This window comes from Fibrisoma limi BUZ 3 (genome assembly GCF_000296815.2).
Lineage (GTDB): Bacteria > Bacteroidota > Bacteroidia > Cytophagales > Spirosomataceae > Fibrisoma > Fibrisoma limi.
On the sequence record NZ_CAIT01000010.1, the window covers coordinates 99,030 to 120,914 of the forward strand.

Here is a 21,885-nt window from a genome sequence, read left to right on the forward strand (position 1 = left end):
ACTGGTCGGGCTTATTTTATACACAATCGTATGGATGAATTTATGCAGGAGGCCATTCGGCAGGCGCGCAAAAGCCTGAACGAAGGCGGTATTCCTATTGGCTCAGCGCTGGTCAAAAATGGCCGGCTGGTAGCGTCAGGGCATAATAAGCGGGTGCAGGAGAACAATCCTATTCTGCACGGTGAAATGGATTGTCTTAACAATGCTGGTCGGGTTGGCTCGTTCCGCGATACGGTAATCTATTCCACGCTGATGCCGTGCTACATGTGCGCCGGAACAATCGTGCAGTTCAAGATTCCGAAGGTGATTGTTGCCGAATCGCGGACGTTTGCCGGGGCACGGGAATTCATGGAACAGCATGGCGTCGAAGTCATCGATCTTGATCTGCCCGAATGCGTCGATATGATGAACCAGTTTATTGCACAAAAACCGGAAATCTGGAACGAAGATATCGGTGAGTTGTAGGTATAAACTCTATTGAATAAGAGGGTAATGTGCCGTTTAATAAAGGCATTGTCGATTATAATTCGGCTTTAATCTAAATTTTTTCATGTGTTTCAGTTGCGGTTTAATTTTCGCCCTCTAATGTAACCGTAACTGTATTAACCGTGAAATTTTGTTGGATAGCTACTTGCTCAGGAGCTTTATGGCTGGGCGCTGTATTGTCTACGTTTGCGCAACGATCGGCCATTTGGCAGGAAAAGCCCGGTACCTGGGTACTCAACGCGGGCATTGGCGTAACGCGCTATGCCGGTGATCTCAACGAAGGCGATTTTCTGGCCAAGCCCAGGCTGGGAGCAGCCCTCGACGTAGCATTTGCGTATCGAATCTCAAATCGCCTGACACTGCGGGCCGAAACGCAGCTTTATACCCTTCATGGCAGTCAGCAGAACACGCGTCTTGCCTACAACAACCTGTCATTTAAGAGCTTGAACCCCGACCTGTGGGCAGGTTTGCAGGTGGATGCCTGGCCCGTTAATCATCGCACCCGTAAAGCCATTCCGTATGGTTTTGCGGGTGTTGGGTTTACATACATTACGCCTAAGGCAACGTACAAGGGCGAGACGTATAGCTTAGCTCCCTTACAGACGGAGGGGGTAGCGTATAACCGCCTGCCTGTGATTATTCGTTATGGGGCCGGTTTGCCTGTCGCTGCTACAGAGCGATTCAAAATCCACCTCGAAGGCAGCTACACCCACGTAATGAGCGATTATGTTGACGACGTAAGCACCAGGTACGTGGTTCAAACTGGTCGTAGTCCGCTGGCAGTTGCCCTGGCTGATCGCCGATCAGAAATAGGCCTGCCCCTAAACAAAGCCGGTGCTCAGCGGGGAAACAGTGGCAAAAACGATGGTTATTTGATTCTGTCTGTGCGGTTTATCCATATCATCAGCACAAAAGCCCAGCGAAACTACCGCCTGAGTATGCGCGGTTAGGGTTTTGGGCCGTTTTGCCTTATTTTTGGCCCATAACCCAGCGGAATATCGCCTAGTTCATGAGTCCTGCCACTTTCATTGACGCTTTACAGAACGAACTACAAACTACTCAATACGGTCAACGACCACCCGAGCTGTACGATCCCATTCGCTACATTATGAATTTGGGTGGTAAGCGATTACGCCCGCTGATGACGCTGATGGGGGCTTATTTGTTTACGGACGACTGGCAAAAGGCAGTACGCCCGGCACTGGCAGTGGAGGTATTTCATAACTTCACCCTGATGCACGACGATATTATGGACAAGGCTCCTTTGCGTCGTGGTCAGCCCACGGTTCATGAGAAATGGAATCATAACATCGCTATCCTGTCGGGCGATGTTATGCTCGTTAATGCATACGAACTGCTGCTTGATATTGATACCGACAAGCTGAAGAAAGTCCTGGCCCGTTTTAATCGTACGGCGGCCGAGGTTTGTGAGGGCCAGCAATTCGACATGAACTTCGAAACGCGCTGGGACGTAACCGAAACCGAATACATCGATATGATTCGGTTAAAAACGTCCGTACTGCTGGGGTTTGCGCTTGAATTGGGCGGATTAATTGCCGGTGCAGACGAGACTACGACCGACCACCTGCGCGAAGGTGGAATTAATATTGGCATCGGCTTTCAGCTTAAAGACGATTTGCTGGATGTCTACGGCGATCCGGTAAAATTTGGGAAGCAGGTCGGGGGGGATATTATCGCGAACAAGAAGACGTTCCTGCTGATTGAAGCGCTTGAGCAGGCCACCGGTCCAATCCGGGATGAGTTAATCGGTTGGTTGAACCGGACTACGTTCGACAAAGCAGAGAAAGTTCAGGCGGTTACGTCTATCTATGATCAACTCGGTATTCGCCAGGTTACGGAGGCACGCATAAATGAATACTTTGCCCGCGGATTTGCCAACTTCGAACAGATCGACGCTGACACTTCGCGGAAGTCGTTGTTAATGGAATATGTCAGGCAACTGGCTGAAAGAGAGAGCTAAACATGAGTACAACACTGATCATCATATTGGTTACCGTCGCCATTAGCGTCTGGGGCTGGAACGACCCCGCTGTTATGGACCGATGGATCATGAATCCGTACCAGATTTCCCGGCGCGGTCAGTATTACCGCCTGCTGACCTCAGGATTTCTGCACGCTGACTGGGGGCACCTGTTCTTTAACATGCTCAGCTTGTATTTCTTTGGCGGTTTTGTCGAGATGGTGTTTGGTGCCTTGTTCCCGGGTAGTGGAGCCATTTATCTGATCGGGTTTTACCTGATTGGTATTCTGGTATCTGATATTCCCAGCTTTCTGAAGCACCGGTATGACCCCGGCTATAACTCGTTGGGAGCATCTGGTGGCGTATCGGCAATCATCTTCGCAGGTATCATGTTCCGGCCATTAGCCGACATTTGTCTGTACTTTGCCTTCTGCATTCCGGGCTTTATCTTCGGCCTGCTGTATATTGCGTATTCCTACTATGAATCGCGCCGGGGCCGGGGCTACGTCAACCACGATGCTCACCTTTACGGTGCTCTTTTTGGGATTCTGTTCATGGTGGTGATCTACCCGCCAGTGATTCCGCAATTTTTTGAGCAGATTGCCAACTGGCGCTTATTCTGACAAGTGAGGTAGCTGTTTGGTATGGTCAGGTTATTCAGTCAGCCCTATCCGATTGACGATGACCCGCTACGGCAACTCCGGAGGGCAGCCGTTATTGGTCTTTTCGTTGGCCTGTTTCTGGTTGCGTTTCAGCCGTTCGGTCTGAGCAACTGGCAAACGCCCCATAAAGTGCTCAAAATAGCTGGGTTCGGGTTGGTAACGTTTTTCATAACGGCCTTCAACTTCATCGTCTGGCAACGGTTGTTCCCTCGGCAGTTCACCGAAAATCACTGGACTGTTGGCCGCGAAATTCTGCTGGTTACGGGTAATATCCTCTTAATTGCCATCGGGAACCGGTTCTACCTGGAATGGCTGCTGGGCGAAGGGGAGGATAGCGGTCTGAGCTGGTCAGCTATGGTTCTGATTACGTTCCTGATTGGTCTCTTTCCCACAACCGGGGCTGTGCTGCTCAGTTACATTGCCCGATTGCGGAAATACACCCGTGAAGCGGCTGAATTGCCTGTTCACGGTACCGACGAAACACCAGCTATCGAAGCGATTCCGGCTTCAGGATCGCAACTAACCCTGCTGGCCGAAAACGAAAAAGACTCGTTGACATTTCCAGTGGCCGATCTGTTGTACATCGAATCCAGCGATAATTACTGCACCGTCGTTTATCTGAAAGCCGACTCATCCGGTACGTTACAACCCGTAAAGCCGCTGTTACGGAGTAGCCTGAGCCGGTTGGAAAGCCAGATCCATCAATCGTACACTGTCCGCAAACCGCTTGTCCGCTGCCACCGATCATTTTTGGTTAACCTTGATCGGGTTGAGCGTGTAACGGGTAACGCCCAGGGGTACAAGCTTCATCTGCTGGGAGGGCAGTTTCAGATTCCGGTGGCCCGCAAGTACAACGATACGCTGGTGGCGGAACTAAAGTCTTTGTAGAACGTCCCAGCTGCCTTTCCAAACAGCCTACGCATTTGTCAAACGTCCCAAAACGTTGCGAGTCAGCCCTTTGATTTGCGGGCGTTAGGGTGGCTGCTGTACGTTTGTTCCATCGCAACAACGACGCGAACAAACGAAACAGATATGAAAACGCTGCTTACGCTCCTGCTGATCACCCATGTCGCTACCGGCTTTACGGCACTGTTGGTTGGCCTGATTCCCATGTTCTCGCATAAGGGAGGTAAACTTCACAATCGTGCCGGACGCATCTACGTCTATTGCATGATTACGGTAGCCATCACCGCATTTCTGTTATGTGTGCTGCAGCCGTTCAGGATGATGCGGCTGTTTTTGACCGGCATTGCCGTACTAAGCTTTTATCTGAGCATGACGGGTTGGCGGGCAACGAAACAGAAAAAATCAGGACCGACAGCCTTTGACCGCGGCTTAAGCTACGTAACGATCCTAGTTAGTGCGGCCATGATCGGCTTTGGCGTTTACCTGCTGACCCAATACGGAATGGGCTCATTCTTCGCCGTTGTGTTTACCTTTTTCGGCATCCTGACCAGCGTTTTCGCGGTGAAAGATGCGCGTGAGTTTGATAAACCGAGCCCTAAGCTCCACTGGTTTTTTCAGCACTTTATCCGGATGGGGGGCTCTTACATTGCTACGTTTACGGCGGCTTTAGTTACGAATATGGCCCGGATTCTGCCGGCGGACGCACCCGAGTGGGCCGGTACAATCGGCTGGATTGCGCCATCCATTGTCGGGGGCATGCTGATCGGCCGAACCGTGCGCTATTACATTATGAAGTTTAACCTGAAACCATCGGTTCAGTAAAATCAAATTTCTGGGTCATCCTTTCTTAACCTCATAGATCTTCACAAAAACGTATGAAATCGATTCTGAGCGCTTTAGTTCTTTTCGCAAGTTGTCTGCTGGTTCGTTCGGTAGCGGCAAATTCCACGACCTCCGTAAGCGGCCAGATTGTTGACAGGGATAAGCGGCCTGTTGCCTATGTCAGCATCGGCGTGGTTAATACGTCAGTCGGCACGGTAGCCGATGGGCAGGGGCGCTTCACGTTGTACATCACCGATAAAGTAAAACTAACCGATACTGTCAGAATCAGTCTGATTGGTTACCGCCCCCTGGCCTTAACAGTAGTTGCGCTTACTGAGCAAATGGCCAAAGATGAGTCGTTAATGCTGGAGGAAGATGTTCGTCAGCTCAGCGAAGTACGTATTAACGCTTCGTCAAGTAAGGTGAAGACCCTCGGTAAAACTGGTTATCAGACGGGTATGGTTACCAACTTTGCGTTGAGTGAACTCCCCCGGCAGAATCTGGGGTCCGAAATAGGTCGCCGGTTCAACGTATCGAAAGGAGTTAATCGCCTGGAAAAATACCAGTTCTACGTCATCACAAACTACGACAGCGTTCGGTTTCGGATCAATGTGTACCGGGCGAAGGATATGCAGAATCTGTTGGCACAGAACATCTACGTTACAATGGCTGGAAAGGTGCGCAAATGGGTAGAGGTGGATCTGCTGCCGTATCAGATCATAACGTCAGACGATGTTATCGTGTCGGTTCAATGGATCGATAGTACCGGCAAAGGATCGGCCGTACAGATGCCGATTCAAATGCCTGCGGCTGCGACGCACTACTATCGCTATGGCAGTCAGGATCGCTGGAAGAAATTCAGGGGAATGACTACGTCTATGAACCTGACCTTCACCCGTAGCCGAACGTAGCTACTGAGCCAGTAACTTTTTCGCGACCGGCAGAGCGGCCTCGGCCCACTGCTGCATCTGTCGGCCGGAATAATGCAGGCCGTCGCTGGCAAACTGCGCTGTATTCCCGGCCGCTTTGCGGGTGATCGGCGTAATGTTCACGAAGGCGATATTCGCCTTGAGGCATTCGTCCTGGGCAATGGCGTTGAAGGTGTCTATCTCAGCCGCTATCTGCTTTGCATCGCGGTTTTTTGCGAACGGCGATTGCCCCCAATCCGGAATTGACAGCACGAAAACGCGGTTCGGTCGGCCACCGGCAAAGCGGATGGACGTTTCTAGCAATCCCCGAAACTCAGTACGGTAGCGGTCGGTGCTCTGGCCCCGATATTGATTGTTAACGCCGATCAGCAGCGAAACCAGATCATAGGTTTTCTGATTACCGCTGGCCTTAATGGCATCCTGTAGTTCGGCCGTAGTCCAGCCGGTCCGGGCGATAATATCCGGATTTGAGAGGCTAACGCTGTCCCGACGAAGCATATCGGCCAGTTGAACGCTCCAGCGCTCATACTCTGATGCACTCTCGCCAATGGTATACGAATCCCCCAGCGACAGAAACGAGTATTTCTGAGCCGGAGAAGACGATGGCTGGGTCAATATCATAATGGGTTCGTCAAAGCGCTCACCGCAGGCCAGCAGGAAGGACGCAAGAATAAGAAAGAGTTTCATAGGCCGGAAAATAATCAGGCTGATGTACGGATTTCACCGCTGAACAGATTGCGGGAGTGACGTTATCCGACCTCAGCCTGATTGAACCGATTCTTAGTTATGCTTCCTGTTCGAGCAGAAACGCTTTAATGAACTCGTCCAAGTCTCCATCCAGTACGGCCTCCGTGTTCGACGTCTGGTACCCTGTGCGGTGATCTTTCACACGCCGGTCGTCCAGCACGTAGCTACGAATCTGCGAGCCCCACTCGATCTTCTTCTTTCCGGCTTCTACCTCGGCGCGGGCTGCATTCCGTTTTTCAACCTCAATCTGGTATAGCTTGGATTTCAGCAGACGGATCGCTACTTCCTTGTTCTGAAGCTGGCTCCGTTCCTGCTGACATTCGATGATAATGCCCGACGGCTTGTGACGTAGCCGAACGGCAGTCTCTACCTTGTTCACGTTCTGGCCACCGGCCCCGCCCGACCGGAACGTATCCCAGTCGATATCGGCCGGATTGACTTCGATCTCGATAGTGTCATCGACCAGCGGATACGCAAAAACCGATGCAAACGACGTATGGCGCCGGGCGTTGGAATCGAATGGAGAGACCCGTACCAATCGGTGAACCCCATTCTCAGACTTCAGGTATCCATAGGCCAACGGGCCGTCTACCTCAATGGTCGCTGACTTGATACCGGCCGTATCGCCTTCCTGATAATCGACCTGCTTGACGCTGTATCCGTGTTTTTCGGCCCAGCGCATGTACATCCGGTACAGCATGTCGGCCCAGTCCTGGCTTTCGGTACCACCCGCACCTGAGTTGATTTCCAGCACCGCGCTGAGCTGATCTTCCTCATTGCTGAGCATTTTTTTCAGTTCGAGTTCCTCCAGCGTTTGGGCAACCTTTCGGCCTTCGGCGTCAACTTCCTCTTCAGATACGTCGCCCGCGTCGTAGAACTCGAACAAGGTCTCCAGATCGTCGAACTGGCTTTTTAGCTGGTCGTAGCCGCCTACCCAGCCTTTCAGCGCCCGAACCTGCTTCATAACGCCCTCGGCCCGGTCGGCGTCGGTCCAGAACTCGGGCTGGAACGTCTGCTGTTCGAGGTCCGCTAGCTGTTCTTTCTTGGCATCGTAGTCAAAGATATCTCCTCAGGGCCTCTACTCTGGCCCTCAAGTCGTTCAACTGGTCAGTTGTCATGAACTTGTCCTCTGTATGTGTTGAAACTAAATTAGTACGTAAATCGCGCGCTGGACAATCGGCAACGGGAGCCTTGTGACTAGGTTAACGCTCAGTCTCCGAGCATCCAGCGTCGGCTAATCGACAAATATAGAACAAAAGCAGACCGCCTGAAGGTTTGGTAGCGGAATCAACTTTTCAGCCTACCTTTGCGTTCGCCAAATAGGGTTATTGATCGTCATTCGGTGGTCATTGTCATCATGGATTGTTTTTATCTGACGACTGACAGCCGTGACTACCGCAGGCCGATCAAGACCGATTAATGACTAAACAAATCTGACTAATGGCTTCACAATACGATGTAATCGTCGTGGGTAGCGGGCCAGGTGGCTACGTAGCCGCCATCCGGGCTTCGCAATTAGGCATGAAAACGGCCGTCATCGAGCGCGAGAGCCTCGGCGGTATCTGTCTGAACTGGGGCTGTATCCCAACCAAAGCCCTGCTGAAGAGTGCGCAGGTTTTTGAATACATCAAACACTCAACTGATTACGGCATCACGGTCGGCGAAGCGAATCCCGATTTCAGCGCGGTAATCAAACGGAGCCGGGGCGTAGCCGACAGCATGAGCAAGGGCGTCCAGTTCCTGATGAAAAAGAACAAAATCGATGTAATCAATGGCACGGGTAAAGTAAAGCCCGGCAAAAAGATTGACGTAACGGACAAAGACGGCAAAACCACCGAATACGAAGCCAAACACATCATCATTGCTACCGGCGGCCGCGCCCGTGAATTACCGACCGTACCCATCGACGGTCAGAAAGTGATCGAATACCGCAAGGCAATGGTGCTCGAAAAGCGCCCGGAAACCATGCTTATCATTGGGTCCGGGGCAATCGGGGTTGAGTTTGCCTACGTCTACAACAGCATGGGCACCAAGGTGACCATCATTGAATTCATGCCGAATGTTGTGCCGGTCGAAGACGAAGACGTATCGAAAGAGCTGGCCAAACAGTACAAAAAACTGGGCATCGATATCTTCACTAAATCGGAAGTGACGAAGGTGGATACCAGCGGCAACGGCTGCAAGGTGTTCGTCAAAACCCCCGACGGTGAGAAAACCTTCGACGTGGATGTTGTGCTGTCGGCGGCTGGTGTGGTAGCAAACATCGAGAACGTTGGTTTGGAAGAGGTTGGTATCAAAACCGACCGCGGCAAAATCGTAACCGACGACTACTACCGTACTAATGTGGAGGGGTACTACGCCATCGGCGACGTAACGAAAGGACAGGCCCTGGCACACGTAGCTTCCGCTGAAGGGATTATCTGCGTGGAGAAGATTGCCGGTCTGCCGCACGTTGAACCCCTGAACTACAACAACATTCCGGGCTGTACGTACTGCACGCCTGAAATTGCGTCGGTTGGCTATACCGAAAAAGCTGCCCGTGAAGCCGGGTATGAGCTGAAGGTGGGTAAGTTTCCATTCACGGCGTCGGGTAAGGCTAAAGCATCCGGTGCTCCGGAAGGATTCGTCAAGGTGATTTTTGACGCCAAATACGGCGAGTTCCTGGGGGCTCACTTCATCGGCAACAACGTAACCGAGATGATTGCTGAGGTAGTGGCCGCCCGTAAGCTCGAAACAACCGGCGAGGAAATCCTGAAAGCCGTTCACCCGCACCCGACCATGTCGGAAGCGATCAAGGACGCAACAGAGGCCGCCTACGGCGAAGCCATCCATTTGTAGTTGTTTGTGGTTCGTAGTTTGTGGTTTGATGCTGGCTAGCCTCTGACGAACAACAAACCATAAACTGCGAACAACGAACTGGAAATTACAGTCCCCGTTCAACCGAAATGCGTTGGACGGGGGCTTTTTTTATCCCTAATTTTGTTGTACATTGTAAGGTACGGCAAACGGCCGTCAGGGAGACTAATCAACCATGTTGAACGTAATTCAATTGTTACCGGATTCGATCGCCAACCAGATTGCGGCAGGGGAGGTGGTGCAGCGGCCGGCTTCGGTAGTAAAGGAGTTGCTCGAAAATTCGGTAGACGCACACGCGAAATCAATACAGCTAATCGTCCGCGAGGCCGGTCGTAACCTGATTCAAATTGTCGACGATGGCGTAGGGATGTCGGAAACCGATGCCCGTATGAGTTTTGAACGGCACGCTACGTCGAAGATTCGGTCGTCAGACGATCTGTTCCGCATCCGTACGATGGGCTTCCGGGGCGAAGCTCTGGCGTCGATAGCGGCCGTGGCGCAGATTGAGATGCGCACCCGGCGGGCCACCGACGAACTTGGCACCCTGATTCGGATTGAAGGCTCCGACCTGAAAACGCAGGAAGCGGTGTCGTGCCTGCCTGGCACGAATATCCTGGTGAAGAATCTGTTCTTCAACGTACCGGCCCGGCGTAACTTTCTGAAATCCAATTCCGTTGAGATGCGGCACATCATCGACGAGTTTCAACGCATAGCGCTGGCTCATCCTGAAGTGGCTTTTTCACTCTTTCATAACGATCAGGAGATCTATAATCTGCCCGTTGGTAAGCTGAGTCGCCGGATCATCGATATGTTCGGTAAAAGCTATCGCGAACAATTGGCATACTGCGAGGAACAAACGCCGTACGTAACGGTCAAAGGGTACATTGGTAAGCCAGAGTCGGCCAAGAAGACGCGTAACGAGCAGTTTTTCTTTGTTAACAACCGGTTTATTCGGCACAATTACCTGCATCACGCCGTTATTGGGGCTTATGAGGGTACGTTGCCTGACAACAGCCACCCGTTCTATGTGCTGTTTGTCGAGATTGACCCGTCGCATATTGACATCAATATTCACCCGACTAAAACTGAAATCAAGTTTGACGATGAACGGTCGGTGTATGCCATTATGATGGCCGCCGTCCGGAAGGCGGTCGGTGTGTATAACCTTGCCCCTTCACTCGACTTCGAGTCGGACGTGAACTTTCTGTCGGGCGGTCGGCGTATATCGCAGCAGGAAACAGGTTCGCCGAATATCGAATCCCGGTCCGGCGACGTTGCTGGTCCGAAGCCAGTGATGCCCTCCTGGGCTACAGGTGAGCCGAAAACCGATCGGCCCGCGCCTGAACGTAGTTCGGCCGTTCGTCCGGCTTCGTTGGATCGGGCAGCCGGTGGCAGCTTCGATGTGCCCCGTAAGCCGTCGGCCAACAACTGGCAGGCGCTGTTCGAAGGGTTATCTACCAACGACGAATCGAGCGGAAGCCAGCAATCGCTTCAGGGCGACCAGACCGGCGATTGGCTGGGGCCGGCTAAAGCGCCAGTTGCTATCCCTGACGAACCGACTGAGTTGGTAACAATCGGAAGTCGCGCTAATCAGATACCGGCCGGACAAGCAATATCGGTCGAGATAGAGGAAGAAACCATCGTGCAGGTGCAGAACCGTTACCTGGTTGCGCCGGTCAAGTCGGGATTGATGGTAATTGATCAGCGGGGAGCCTACGAACGGATTCTTTACGATCAGTTTCATGCTGCCCTGACAAAGCATAACGGGGCCTCGCAGCAATTGCTGTTTCCGAAGACCGTAACGCTGGCCCCGGTTGACTTTCAACTGGCTCTTGAACTGCGCGATGAACTAACCAGCCTCGGCTTTCAGTTTGATGAGTTAGGAGCCAATACGTTCGTGATCCGGGGCGTACCGGCGCAGACGTCCGACGAGCGCGAAGAAGAGTTATTCGCGAACCTGCTGGCACAACTTCGTGAGGATACGGCCCGCGACCGCCACGGTCGGCTGAAGCTGGATCGATCCGAAGCGCTGGCCCGGTCATTGGCCCGGCGATCGGCAGCACGGCATGTGGCCCGGCTGAACGTAACCGAACGTAAAGCATTAGTAGATCAATTAGTTGCATCATCGAACCCGAGCTATACGCCCGGCGGAGATCCAATTACGACCGTGCTCACACTGGATAAAATTGCGGGACTATTTAAGTCGTAATTGGGTTAATAATTGTAAATTGTCGAAACACAATCATGTTTGCGTTAACGCCCGTTGTCCGTGCCCTGTTGTTGATTAATGTCCTTGTGTACTTTGTTACGAACGAGCAGATTATTGAACAATTCGGATTGCACTCATTTTTATCGGATCTGTTCAACCCGACTCAGTTCCTGACGCATATGTTTCTGCACGGCGGGTTTATGCATTTGCTGAGCAATATGATTGGGTTAATTGTGTTTGGGCCCATGCTGGAGCGTACGTGGGGTCCTAAACGCTTTACGTTTTTTTATCTGTTCTGTGGCATAGGGGCAGCGTTGTTATTCTCCGGTGTAAACTATTACGAGATGATCGACGTATATGAGGCTGTCAGGGATTATCGGGCCGAACCGACGCCGGAGAAATTTCTTGGATTTTTTACCACGCAGGCCAGTTCGCTTTATGATCAGGTGGCGGGGTTTATAGAGCAATATGAGCAGCAACCAAACAATCCCCGTTTTGTGGAGGGTAGTTTGCAGATTATCAATCGATATTATCTGAATCAGGTTGATCAGCCGATGGTTGGGGCGTCGGGAGCAATTTTTGGTGTGATTATGGGATTTGGTTTGTTGTTCCCAAACACTGAGTTGTTTTTATTGTTTCCACCTATACCAATCAAGGCGAAGTATCTCGTTATCTTTTACGGGGCCTATGAGTTATATTCAGGTGTGTATCGGGCGCAAGCCGACAACATAGCGCACTTCGCTCACATTGGAGGCATGTTGTTTGCATTCATACTGATAAAATACTGGGGTTCACAACGAAAAACTTTTTATTGAGTAATGAGCGGGTTGTTTGATGATTTTCGAAGCGAATTCAACAAGCCCAACAACACGTTGGTGCAATTGATATTGGTGAATACGGTTGTTTTTTTGACGCTGCTACTGGCCAGAGTGGGATTGACTATGGCCAATCAGCCGGGTACGTATGATTTTATTCTGGCGCAGTTAACAATTCCCGCTACACTGAGCGCATTTCTACATAAACCCTGGACTCTGTTTACCTATTTCTTCACGCATCAGGATATTTTCCATATCCTGTATAACATGCTGTTTTTATACTGGTTCGGTCGGTTGATTGATGAATATCTGGGTAACCGCCGACTCGTGGGCCTGTATTTTCTGGGTGGCTTAGCGGGTGGAGCGCTTTACCTGCTCATGTACAACCTGGTCCCTTATTTTCAAAATCAAGCTGAATCTGCGCAAATGCTGGGCGCTTCGGCGGCTGCCTTCTCGGTTGCGGTTGGGGCAGCAACGCTGTTGCCAAACTATACATTTCACCTGCTGTTTTTCGGCCCTGTACGGATCAAGTACATTGTCTTTTTCTTTATTGTCCTGTCTATTGCGCAATCGGCCGGGCCGAATGCCGGTGGTAACCTGGCTCACCTGGGGGGGACGTTCCTGGGCTTCTTTTTCGTAAAACTGCTTCAGAATGGTACCGATTTAGGCAGGCCAATCTATTGGGTTATGGATGGCTGGCAGAGCCTTGTTAAGCCAAAACCGGCCGTAAAAGTGTCGTACCGTCAGCGCAGTAGCACCAGCGCTCATGCCAGTACGTATGCGTCGGCTGGAAGCAGTGCATCATCTGTGTCGGCACCCGATCAGGATGAAGTCGATGCGATTCTCGACAAGATTTCGCGGTCGGGATACGAGAGTCTGACACGGGAAGAAAAGCAGAAGCTCTTCCGTGCAAGCCAGAGGAATTAAAACAAATCTTGTAAAAATCTAAGCCCTTAATCTACTGCGTATATAGCGGATGATTAAGGGCTTAGATTTTTTATAAATGGTAAAAAATGTAGTAGCTTCGCGGCCCAGGTATTGGACACCCAGCTACGGAAACATTGTACTTTGTACGTTTGTTGTTGTAACACAGACGCTTTTCTGCTACCAACCATGCTGATTACCCCCGGTAAACTTTTAGCCACCATCAATACCCCTGACGACCTCCGCCGACTTGATAAATCGCTTTTGCCGCGTGTCGCCGATGAACTTCGCCAGTTCATAATTGATAACGTATCCGTATACGGTGGCCACTTTGGTGCGAGCCTCGGTGTTGTCGAATTGACCGTAGCGCTGCACTATGTATTTAACACACCCGACGATCAGCTCGTTTGGGATGTGGGTCATCAGGCGTATGGACATAAAATCCTGACAGGCCGCCGGGACCGGTTTCATACCAACCGATTCTACAAAGGCATTTCTGGATTTCCCAAGCGTAAGGAAAGCGAATACGATGCGTTTGGCGTAGGCCACTCGTCAACGTCTATTTCGGCCGCGCTGGGTATGGCGGTGGCGTCGCAGTTGCAGGGGAACCGCCAGCGAAATCACATTGCCGTGATCGGCGATGGTGCCATGACTGCCGGGGAGGCTTTTGAAGGTATGAACCATGCCGGGGCTACCGATAGCAACCTGCTCATCGTCCTGAACGATAACTGCATGAGCATCGATCCCAACGTAGGGGCGCTGCGTGAATACCTGACCGATATCACTACGTCCCAGACCTACAACAAGGTTAAGGATGAGGTCTGGAACCTGCTCGGTAAGATGAGTAAGTTCGGAAAAAGTGCACAGGAAATTGTCTCAAAGGTTGAGTCGGGTATCAAAGCGTCGCTGCTGGACCAGAGCAACTTGTTTGAGTCACTGCATCTTCGCTATTTCGGACCGATCGACGGTCATGACATCGATCATCTGGTCAGCGTACTGGATGATCTAAAAAATATTCCCGGTCCTAAGCTGCTGCACTGCCTGACTGTAAAAGGGAAAGGGTATGCACCCGCCGAAAAGGATCAGACCAAGTGGCACGCGCCTGGCCTGTTCGACAAGGTAACCGGCGAGATCAAGAAAAAAACGTTCACCACGCCCCAGCCGCCGAAGTACCAGGACGTTTTCGGGCATACGCTGGTTGAACTTGCCGAAAAAAACCCCCGGGTTGTGGGTGTTACGCCCGCTATGCCGTCGGGCTCATCGATGAACATTATGATGAAGGCCATGCCGGAGCGGGCCTTCGACGTGGGTATTGCTGAGCAACACGCCGTTACGTTCTCGGCGGGTATGGCCACACAGGGAGAGGTTGTGTTCTGTAACATCTATTCGACGTTCATGCAGCGGGCCTACGACCAGGTGATCCACGACGTATGTATTCAGGAACTACCGGTCATTTTCTGCCTCGACCGTGCTGGTTTTGCTGGTGCAGACGGGCCTACGCATCACGGCGCCTATGATCTGGCGTATATGCGTTGCGTACCGAACATGATTGTGGCCGCTCCGATGAACGAGCAGGAGCTTCGTAATTTGATGTTCACGGCCCAGTCGGACGAAATCCAGCAGGGCAAGCAGGCATTTACCATCCGCTACCCACGCGGTGAGGGAGTGATGCCAAACTGGCGGACGCCCCTGGAACAACTGCCGATTGGTAAAGGTCGTATGATTCAGGATGGCGAAGGCGTGGCCATTCTGACCATTGGTCATATCGGAAACAGTGCTGTAGAAGCCTGTACTATACTGGCCAGCGAAGGCATACAGCCCGCACATTTCGACATGCGCTATGTAAAGCCGCTCGACGAAGAAATGTTACACCAGATTTTCCAGCGCTTTGACCGCGTGCTGACGGTTGAAGACGGTTGTGTGATGGGTGGTTTCGGCAGCGCGGTGCTGGAGTTCATGGCCGATCATGGTTATGCAGCCCGCGTAAAACGGCTGGGTATTCCGGATGCTGTTATCGAACATGGTGAGCAGATTGAATTGCAACATGAGTGCGGGTTTGATCCGCAGGGCATAGCCGAAGCTGTGCGCGAACTACTGTTTGCCGGTCGGTCAGTAACGGTATAAAGTAGACCGCTAAAATTGCCACAGATTACACTAACTACGCAGAAGCTATCTGTGTAACTGGTGTAATCTGTGGCCTTTATATATGTGCCAATATGAAAGTCTTTAAATTCGGAGGAGCGTCTGTAAAGGAAGCGGCTGGCGTACGCAATCTGACTCGTATTGTTCAGTCGCAGGGGAGGGGGGCAGTAGTTGTGGTTTCGGCAATGGGAAAAACAACCAATGCGCTGGAAGAGGTAGTACGGGCGTATGCTAGTGGCGATACCGACCAGACAACTGCGCACTGGGCCAGCGTCAGAGCATACCACGAGGCTATTATGCGCGACCTGGCTGGCGATCATTTTGAAGATACATTTCAGCCGGTGCTAGAGACCTTTACTGCTGTTGAAACTTATCTGCGCCAGCCGACCACCGGTTCTTTCGACCAAATTTATGATCAGATCGTCTCCATTGGCGAAGTTGTGTCTACCCAGATTGTAGCAGCCTATCTGAACGCCCAAAACGTATCTACTTATTGGGCTGACGCCCGGGAGCTTGTTTATACAGATGCGACCTACCGAGAGGGAAAAGTGGACTGGGAGCAGACCAGTCGGCAGATTCAGGCCCTATCAGCAACTAGACCGAAGCAGGACGTTATCGTTACGCAGGGCTTTGTTGGCCGGTCGCCAAACGGCTTAACAACAACACTTGGCCGCGAAGGCTCTGACTACACGGCTGCCATTTTTGCGTTCTGTCTGGATGCCGAAAGTGTTACGATCTGGAAAGACGTACCGGGGGTATTGAATGCAGACCCGAAGTGGTTTGATGATACGGTACTGCTGGAAAAAATAACGTACCAGGATGCAATTGAGCTAGCCTACTACGGAGCAACGGTGATTCATCCCAAAACGATTAAACCGCTTCAGAATAAAGGGATTCCGTTATATGTCCGGTCGTTCGTTGAACCGGATAAACCCGGTACGGCGATCGGCGATTTTGAGCAACACCTGCCTATCTCGTCCTTTATTTTCAAGGTCAACCAGGTTTTGATTTCGCTGCACCCGAAAGACTTCTCATTCATTGCTGAGGATAACCTGAGTCTAATCTTTGGGCAGTTTGCGGAGGCAGGCGTGAAAATCAATCTGATGCAGAACACCGCTATCAGTTTTTCAGTCGTTGTCGATCAGAATCCTGCCCGAGTGCCGGCTTTGTTAGAGCAGTTGCGCCAGAACTTTCGGGTAAATTATAACGAAGGGCTGGAACTGGTCACCATCCGATACTACGACCAAAATACCATCGATCGGGTGCTCATCAACAAAAAGCTATTATTAGAGCAGAAAAGCCGCTATACGGTGCAACTGGTTGTGAAAGACCTGGGATAATTCCTGTAGCATAGTTGAAGCCCTTGCTACAGGAATTTTGATGTCAGAACTTGGGGCAAGGCAATTTCTTGTCCCGCCGACGAACACCACCACGACGGGCTTCTGGTTTTTCGAAAATGTACGACAGCGAAATTTCGTGCGAACCGCCACTGGCACCGAGTGTCGAAATTGTAGCATCGTAGCTGTAGCCAACCGAAAACTTATCCATCCGGTAGCCAACCAGCATGGCCAGGGCGTCGTGGTTGTTGATCGTCTGGTTATACCGCTTGAACGGAATGCCCCGATAATAGGCACCAACTGTTATGGGTGAATATGTTAGGTACGCGCCCAGGTCGAGCTGGTCGTATTTCCCCTGAAACTTATACATGACCACCGGCGAAAAACTGATTTCCCGGTCCCACTCATCGCCGTAGCCGGTGTAACCGCCTAATGGAATCCGAAGTCCGGCGTGGAAACTGCCCTTAACCGGCAGTCGGCTCTGGTCACCAACAAAAAAGTTTTGGTTTGGGCGGTTAATGTGGTGGGCCGATACGCCTACCCAGTACCAGTCAGAATACACCAGACCGCCAGTTGAGAAATCAAGGTAACGATTTTGTGGTGATCCACCCTGGGCTGTTGGATCGGCGGTAGCGCTGCCCGTGATGAATCCACGGTCATTAAACTGGTCGCCAAACGTGAGTCCGAAATAATTGATATTCCGATTAACGTATGACCCTTGCAGGCCGAGCCGCACAAATGATTGCTCACCTACCTGGAACTGATACGAATATTGCAGGCCAATGTCGGTCGACTGAATACGGCCCTGACCCTGATTGTCGGATTGGATTAGTAAGCCTACGCCACTGTTGAAGCGCTCAAAATAATGATCGAGGCCAACCAGAGCAGTTACGTAGTTTGTAATGGCCGGCCACTGGTTGCGATAATTGACCGTAATGCGCGGAGCCAGCGCCGATCCTGCAAAGGCTGGACTCAGGTACTGGGGAGCCGCATAAAACTGCGTAAATTGAGGATCCTGAGCAATTGCCAGTTGGCACACTGCCATGAATAAACCGGCCAAAATGTATTTCTTACTCATAATGACGTTGTAGTGCAAAGAATGGGCCAACTATTTCACCTGTTTGTGGGTCTATAAGAAACGAAAGCCAAACGAATTACAGTTAAAATCGTTTCTTACAAACCAGTTAACTCCCATTAGCCAGTAAAAGCAGGACCTGCAATTATCCTTTGTTGCTACCTCGGATTCGGCCGTTCCTACTTCTATAAAATTAGCCGGTTTTTGGATGGTTTTCAGGCTGTCAGGCGATAAAATTTTAGTGCGGCCTTTTCGTTTACAATAACGTAACGCCCCCTCAGTCTGTTATGCTCGGGGATGAATTTGATAGGTGGGCTTAGTCAATGTTTCTCCATGTTCATTTCTATTCACTATAGGTATTTAGTTGCGCTGTGGGCTATGTTGCTCCTGCTGGCGAGTTTTCCGTCGGCGTATGGGCAGACAGGCTTTCGATTCAGTGGCAGGACGTGTGTGCCGGATCAGGAGTGTAAAGCCGATTCGGTTACGTTTACGGACAGTGTGCTGGCGGGGGTTACTACCCGTGTCTGGGACTTTGGCGACGGCACTTCGGTGACCAAACAGCGGGATTCAGTGGCTCGTCACGTGTATCAGCAGCCTGGTGCTTATACGGTTCGGCTCACCCGCACGGTGAACGGAGTAACGCAAACTGTCGAAAAATTTGTGAACGTATTTCCGCGGCCGCAGCCTTTCAGTAACTGGCGGACAGATACGACCATCTGTCAAGGGGAAGTCATTACATTAGATCCATACCCCAATGGTGCCCCACAAGGGCTGATTTACAAATGGTATCCGAAGGGCGACACGACGCAGACCATTCAGGTCGACAGTTCCGGTTGTTACTCGGTCGAGGCTATTGACCCCACAACTGGTTGTTCGTATCAGGACCGGATCAATGTTGATGTCTGCGGTGAGCAGAAGCAATCGCAGGGCGTAAAGTGGTATTTTGGTAACAACGCCGGTCTGGATTTCAGCGGTGGTGGTACGCCACAGCCGATCGAGGACGGTAAACTGAGCACCATCGAAGGGTCTTCGTCCATCGCTAATACGAAAGGAGAGCTGCTATTTTATACGGACGGGATCACCATTTATGATGCTGATGGGAAGCCGATGAAATCACTTGTTCCGGGCGATACCGCGCAAGTGGGGATTCCGTTGGGCGGCAACCGCAATTCGACGCAATCGGCGCTGATCGTGCCGAAACCAACTTGCCGCGGCTGCGAATATCTTTATTACGTGTACACTACCGCTGAGATTCGTGGGAAGCGCACGTTGACTTACAGTGTAGTCGACATGCGGGAGAACCAGGGTAAAGGAGCGATCGTCGATAAGAATATCCCGGTTTCGGAGAATGGCACTGAGCAGTCAGCATCCGTAAAAAATGAGCGTGATTCAACGTACTGGGTAATTACACGGATTTATGGTACCAATAAATTTGAAGTCCGCAACCTGAACCGCAGCGAAGACACAACCCCGAAGACGTATGAGGGTGGACAAGTGATCGATTCGCTGTCGAAGGGGGAAGGATATATCAAAATCGGCCCCGCCGACACAACGGGCGGTCAGGAAGGAAACCGGCCTATGGCGGTTGTGGTACCTGGCCCGCCTAAGAATTCCATCGATCTTTTTACGTTCAATGATTCGCTGGGAACGATAAAGTTTGAACGAACAATAGACTTAGGGCCGGCGCCACCCAAGGCGTATGGGGTAGAATTTTCGCCCGATGGGAAGTCGTTATACGTAACGATGCTGGCCGATACTAACGCAGACGGTAGTCAGAAGGGGGCGTCGTATATTCTAAAATATGATCTGAACCAGCGAGACTCCCTGCTAACCGGTTCCCGAACGGTGGTCGACAGTAGTACTACACGGCAGTACGGCTCGCTTCAGATTGGTCCGGATGGTCGTATCTACGTAGCCATAGAAGGCAGCACGTCGCTCGGGACCATCGAAAACCCGAACGGTGGTTTGCTCGATAGCTTACGGTTCAATCTGAACGGCCAATCGCTGGGCGGGAAAACCAGTCAGTTGGGGTTGCCCAACCTGGTCGATAACTTCAACGATCAATCAAGCGGACCAGGTTTTACCTACGCCGATACCTGCGCCACGTCACCCACTACGTTTCAGGCCAGTCCGAACTGTCCGAAGTTGAAGGAGACGTACACCTGGAACTTTGGCGACGGTAGCCGTCCGGTTTCTACGACGGCGTTGCAGCCGCAGTTGCATACGTATCAGCAAGCGGGCGACTATCCGGTAAGTCTTCAGATAACCACACGAACCGCCCAGGGGGCAATCTGTAAGGATACAGTAATCCGCGATACGATCACGATTGTCGATACACCGGCCAAGATGGAGCTTGGCGATAATCGAGATGTCTGCGATAAACGAGGGATAACCCTGGATGCACAGGTGCAGGCCAGTAACTACGTCTGGGTCATTAATGGAGCCGTGGCGGGTAGGCAGAAAACCATCACCATCAACCGGCCCGGCTACTACTATGTTGTCGGTCTTGCGGCCAATGGCGGCTGTTTTGAAAGTGATACGGTTGAGCTTCGAATATTTGCCCCGCCGGCTCTTGATCTCGGTCCTGATACGGTATTCTGCTACCGAAGCAGCGTTAACCTGACCGTACCACAACAAACCTGGTCGGAGTTTGAGTGGAGTACCGGAAGCAAAGACCGCTCAACAACCGTGTCGCAGGCGGGACAGTATTTTGTAACGGCTAAGAATTTCAGGGGCTGCGTTAACTCAGATACGATCAACGTAACGGAACTGCCGAAGCTCAACCTACGGGCTGCGCTGACGGGGCCGTCGGCCTGCACAACGGCTGATGGGGTGATCGAACTGACACCAACCCCGGCCGGTCGATACGAATACATCTGGAGCCGCGCCGATGGGGCCGTGTTGCCAGGAACAACAAACCGACAGGGGAATTTGCCGGAAGGATCCTACCGAATTAACGCTACGGATAGCCTAAGGGGCTGTAAGGCCGATACGTTGTTTGCGTTGAAGTCGCCGGTAAATAACCTGGCCATTACCCCGTCCGTACGGCCTGCGTTGTGTAGCATTCCAAACAGCGGTACCATCAACGTCACCGTGCAGGGCGGAATGCCGGTAGGTTATATCTGGCTTGATGGAAACAACAATCCGGTGAGTACCAGCGCTGTGTTTGGGCAGGCAGCGCCGGGTTTATACGGCGTACAGGTCACCGACAGCCGTGGTTGTAAAGCCTTTACGAATAGCATTCGAGTGGGGCTCGATAGCACCGGGTTCGCCAGTCTGGGGCCAAACCGCCAACGATGTGTGGGCGATACAGTACAGTTAATACCACAGGATGGGGCCCTGGCCGGTAATCAGTACCAATGGAGTACCGGCCAGACCACCCGACTGATTATCGTCAACCAGCCGGGAACGTATAGTGTCGTTGTGCGCAATCCACAAACCGGTTGCGTCGGCCGAAGTAGCGTACAGGTAGGCGACCGACCGGCTCCGGCTGTGAGTCTTGTTCCAGAAACGTCTATTTGCGAAGGGGATAACGGCCGTATTCAGCTCACGCCCAATGGTGGGTCAGGCCTGAGGTACGTCTGGCCGCAGACAGGCGATACAACCCGATCCATTACGGTCAGTCGGGTAGGGGAATACGCTGTGCGGGTAACAGATCCCGCTGGCTGTACGGCCACGGTTGCTACCCGCGTTGTCAATCGCTGCGAACCGCGTGTAAATATTCCGGATGCGTTCTCACCAAACGGCGACGGGGTGAACGACGTATTGCAGGTCTTTACGTCGTACGTTACTGACTATGAACTACGGATCTATAACCGCTGGGGCGAAGTCATCTTTGTAAGCAATAATCCCGAGCAAAAATGGGATGGAACCTACAAGGGAGCGGCCTATCCTCCGATGCTCTACCCCTACGTTATTTCCTATAAAAGTGAGTCATTTCCTGAGCGCGGAAAGACCGTAAAACGGGGTTCTGTACTGGTAATCAGGTAGTGCT

Annotated in this window: 17 protein-coding genes; 14 read left to right on the plus strand and 3 right to left on the minus strand. The window is 51.7% G+C overall.

All coding sequences use genetic code 11. The features are described from left to right. The first annotated feature begins 30 nt into the window (after nucleotides 1-30). The 7 genes from BN8_RS28500 (at nucleotide 31) to BN8_RS28530 (ending at nucleotide 5,768) form a co-directional block, all read left to right on the plus strand. A complete protein-coding gene (locus BN8_RS28500) occupies nucleotides 31-465 on the plus strand; it encodes a nucleoside deaminase (RefSeq protein WP_009285418.1) in 435 nt (144 codons plus the stop codon). Between the two features lie 143 nt (nucleotides 466-608). Then, nucleotides 609-1,436: a hypothetical protein gene (locus BN8_RS28505; RefSeq protein ID WP_009285419.1), complete on the plus strand. Its 828-nt coding sequence runs from the start codon at nucleotides 609-611 to the stop codon at nucleotides 1,434-1,436. Nucleotides 1,437-1,495: 59 nt separating this feature from the next. Then, complete coding sequence (locus tag BN8_RS28510; RefSeq protein WP_009285420.1) at nucleotides 1,496-2,467, plus strand: polyprenyl synthetase family protein; 972 nt, start codon at nucleotides 1,496-1,498, stop codon at nucleotides 2,465-2,467. Between the two features lie 2 nt (nucleotides 2,468-2,469). Then, nucleotides 2,470-3,090, plus strand: a complete 621-nt coding sequence (locus BN8_RS28515; protein WP_009285421.1) for a rhomboid family intramembrane serine protease — start codon at nucleotides 2,470-2,472, stop codon at nucleotides 3,088-3,090. Nucleotides 3,091-3,111: 21 nt separating this feature from the next. Next, nucleotides 3,112-4,017 carry a LytR/AlgR family response regulator transcription factor gene (locus BN8_RS28520; protein ID WP_009285422.1) on the plus strand — a complete coding sequence of 302 codons (906 nt, stop codon included), beginning with the start codon at nucleotides 3,112-3,114 and terminating at the stop codon, nucleotides 4,015-4,017. A 144-nt stretch (nucleotides 4,018-4,161) separates the two neighbouring features. Next, on the plus strand, nucleotides 4,162-4,857 hold the full coding sequence (locus tag BN8_RS28525; protein WP_009285423.1) for a DUF2306 domain-containing protein: 696 nt from the start codon (nucleotides 4,162-4,164) through the stop codon (nucleotides 4,855-4,857). A gap of 53 nt (nucleotides 4,858-4,910) precedes the next feature. Next, nucleotides 4,911-5,768: a carboxypeptidase-like regulatory domain-containing protein gene (locus tag BN8_RS28530; protein WP_009285424.1), complete on the plus strand. Its 858-nt coding sequence runs from the start codon at nucleotides 4,911-4,913 to the stop codon at nucleotides 5,766-5,768. Here the strand turns inward: BN8_RS28530 and BN8_RS28535 are convergent, their stop codons facing one another. Further along, nucleotides 5,769-6,473, minus strand: a complete 705-nt coding sequence (locus BN8_RS28535) for an SGNH/GDSL hydrolase family protein (RefSeq protein WP_009285425.1) — start codon at nucleotides 6,471-6,473, stop codon at nucleotides 5,769-5,771. It abuts the gene before it with no gap. 97 nt (nucleotides 6,474-6,570) lie between these two features. Next, nucleotides 6,571-7,651, minus strand: a protein-coding gene (prfB, locus tag BN8_RS28540; protein ID WP_144051844.1) for a peptide chain release factor 2 whose coding sequence is annotated in 2 segments (ribosomal slippage) — nucleotides 6,571-7,590 and nucleotides 7,592-7,651 — 1,080 coding nt in all. Because the reading frame shifts where the segments join, the coding sequence is not laid out codon by codon here. A 322-nt stretch (nucleotides 7,652-7,973) separates the two neighbouring features. On the opposite strand from prfB, the gene lpdA reads away from it, so the two are divergent. The 6 genes from lpdA to BN8_RS28570 all read left to right on the plus strand — a co-directional run bounded on the left by lpdA (nucleotide 7,974) and on the right by BN8_RS28570 (nucleotide 16,819). Further along, nucleotides 7,974-9,371, plus strand: a complete 1,398-nt coding sequence (lpdA, locus tag BN8_RS28545) for a dihydrolipoyl dehydrogenase (protein WP_009285427.1) — start codon at nucleotides 7,974-7,976, stop codon at nucleotides 9,369-9,371. Between the two features lie 193 nt (nucleotides 9,372-9,564). Further along, the gene (gene mutL, locus BN8_RS28550) at nucleotides 9,565-11,598 is read left to right on the plus strand and encodes a DNA mismatch repair endonuclease MutL (protein WP_009285428.1); all 2,034 of its coding nucleotides are present in this window, start codon (nucleotides 9,565-9,567) and stop codon (nucleotides 11,596-11,598) included. 35 nt (nucleotides 11,599-11,633) lie between these two features. Then, nucleotides 11,634-12,413 (plus strand): rhomboid family intramembrane serine protease, encoded by a 780-nt coding sequence (locus BN8_RS28555; protein ID WP_009285429.1) that lies wholly within the window; start codon nucleotides 11,634-11,636, stop codon nucleotides 12,411-12,413. A gap of 3 nt (nucleotides 12,414-12,416) precedes the next feature. After that, a complete protein-coding gene (locus tag BN8_RS28560; protein ID WP_009285430.1) occupies nucleotides 12,417-13,340 on the plus strand; it encodes a rhomboid family intramembrane serine protease in 924 nt (307 codons plus the stop codon). A 186-nt stretch (nucleotides 13,341-13,526) separates the two neighbouring features. Continuing rightward, nucleotides 13,527-15,461, plus strand: coding sequence for a 1-deoxy-D-xylulose-5-phosphate synthase (gene dxs, locus BN8_RS28565; protein WP_009285431.1), 1,935 nt, complete (start codon nucleotides 13,527-13,529; stop codon nucleotides 15,459-15,461). Nucleotides 15,462-15,553: 92 nt separating this feature from the next. Next, the gene (locus tag BN8_RS28570) at nucleotides 15,554-16,819 is read left to right on the plus strand and encodes an aspartate kinase (protein WP_009285432.1); all 1,266 of its coding nucleotides are present in this window, start codon (nucleotides 15,554-15,556) and stop codon (nucleotides 16,817-16,819) included. A gap of 43 nt (nucleotides 16,820-16,862) precedes the next feature. Here the strand turns inward: BN8_RS28570 and BN8_RS28575 are convergent, their stop codons facing one another. After that, the gene (locus BN8_RS28575; RefSeq protein WP_009285433.1) at nucleotides 16,863-17,894 is read right to left on the minus strand and encodes a PorP/SprF family type IX secretion system membrane protein; all 1,032 of its coding nucleotides are present in this window, start codon (nucleotides 17,892-17,894) and stop codon (nucleotides 16,863-16,865) included. A 330-nt stretch (nucleotides 17,895-18,224) separates the two neighbouring features. On the opposite strand from BN8_RS28575, the gene BN8_RS28580 reads away from it, so the two are divergent. Further along, complete coding sequence (locus tag BN8_RS28580) at nucleotides 18,225-21,881, plus strand: PKD domain-containing protein (protein ID WP_229368437.1); 3,657 nt, start codon at nucleotides 18,225-18,227, stop codon at nucleotides 21,879-21,881. Nucleotides 21,882-21,885 lie beyond the last annotated feature (4 nt).

Coding starts and splice junctions, on each gene's coding strand:
- BN8_RS28535 (WP_009285425.1), bottom strand. CDS start 6,473: ATGAAACTCTTTCTTATTCTTGCGTCCTTCCTGCTGGCCTGCGGTGAG.
- mutL (WP_009285428.1), top strand. CDS start 9,565: ATGTTGAACGTAATTCAATTGTTACCGGATTCGATCGCCAACCAGATT.
- BN8_RS28555 (WP_009285429.1), top strand. CDS start 11,634: ATGTTTGCGTTAACGCCCGTTGTCCGTGCCCTGTTGTTGATTAATGTC.
- BN8_RS28510 (WP_009285420.1), top strand. CDS start 1,496: ATGAGTCCTGCCACTTTCATTGACGCTTTACAGAACGAACTACAAACT.
- BN8_RS28500 (WP_009285418.1), top strand. CDS start 31: ATGGATGAATTTATGCAGGAGGCCATTCGGCAGGCGCGCAAAAGCCTG.
- dxs (WP_009285431.1), top strand. CDS start 13,527: ATGCTGATTACCCCCGGTAAACTTTTAGCCACCATCAATACCCCTGAC.
- BN8_RS28560 (WP_009285430.1), top strand. CDS start 12,417: ATGAGCGGGTTGTTTGATGATTTTCGAAGCGAATTCAACAAGCCCAAC.
- BN8_RS28515 (WP_009285421.1), top strand. CDS start 2,470: ATGAGTACAACACTGATCATCATATTGGTTACCGTCGCCATTAGCGTC.
- lpdA (WP_009285427.1), top strand. CDS start 7,974: ATGGCTTCACAATACGATGTAATCGTCGTGGGTAGCGGGCCAGGTGGC.
- BN8_RS28530 (WP_009285424.1), top strand. CDS start 4,911: ATGAAATCGATTCTGAGCGCTTTAGTTCTTTTCGCAAGTTGTCTGCTG.
- BN8_RS28525 (WP_009285423.1), top strand. CDS start 4,162: ATGAAAACGCTGCTTACGCTCCTGCTGATCACCCATGTCGCTACCGGC.
- BN8_RS28520 (WP_009285422.1), top strand. CDS start 3,112: ATGGTCAGGTTATTCAGTCAGCCCTATCCGATTGACGATGACCCGCTA.
- BN8_RS28580 (WP_229368437.1), top strand. CDS start 18,225: ATGTTCATTTCTATTCACTATAGGTATTTAGTTGCGCTGTGGGCTATG.
- BN8_RS28575 (WP_009285433.1), bottom strand. CDS start 17,894: ATGAGTAAGAAATACATTTTGGCCGGTTTATTCATGGCAGTGTGCCAA.
- BN8_RS28570 (WP_009285432.1), top strand. CDS start 15,554: ATGAAAGTCTTTAAATTCGGAGGAGCGTCTGTAAAGGAAGCGGCTGGC.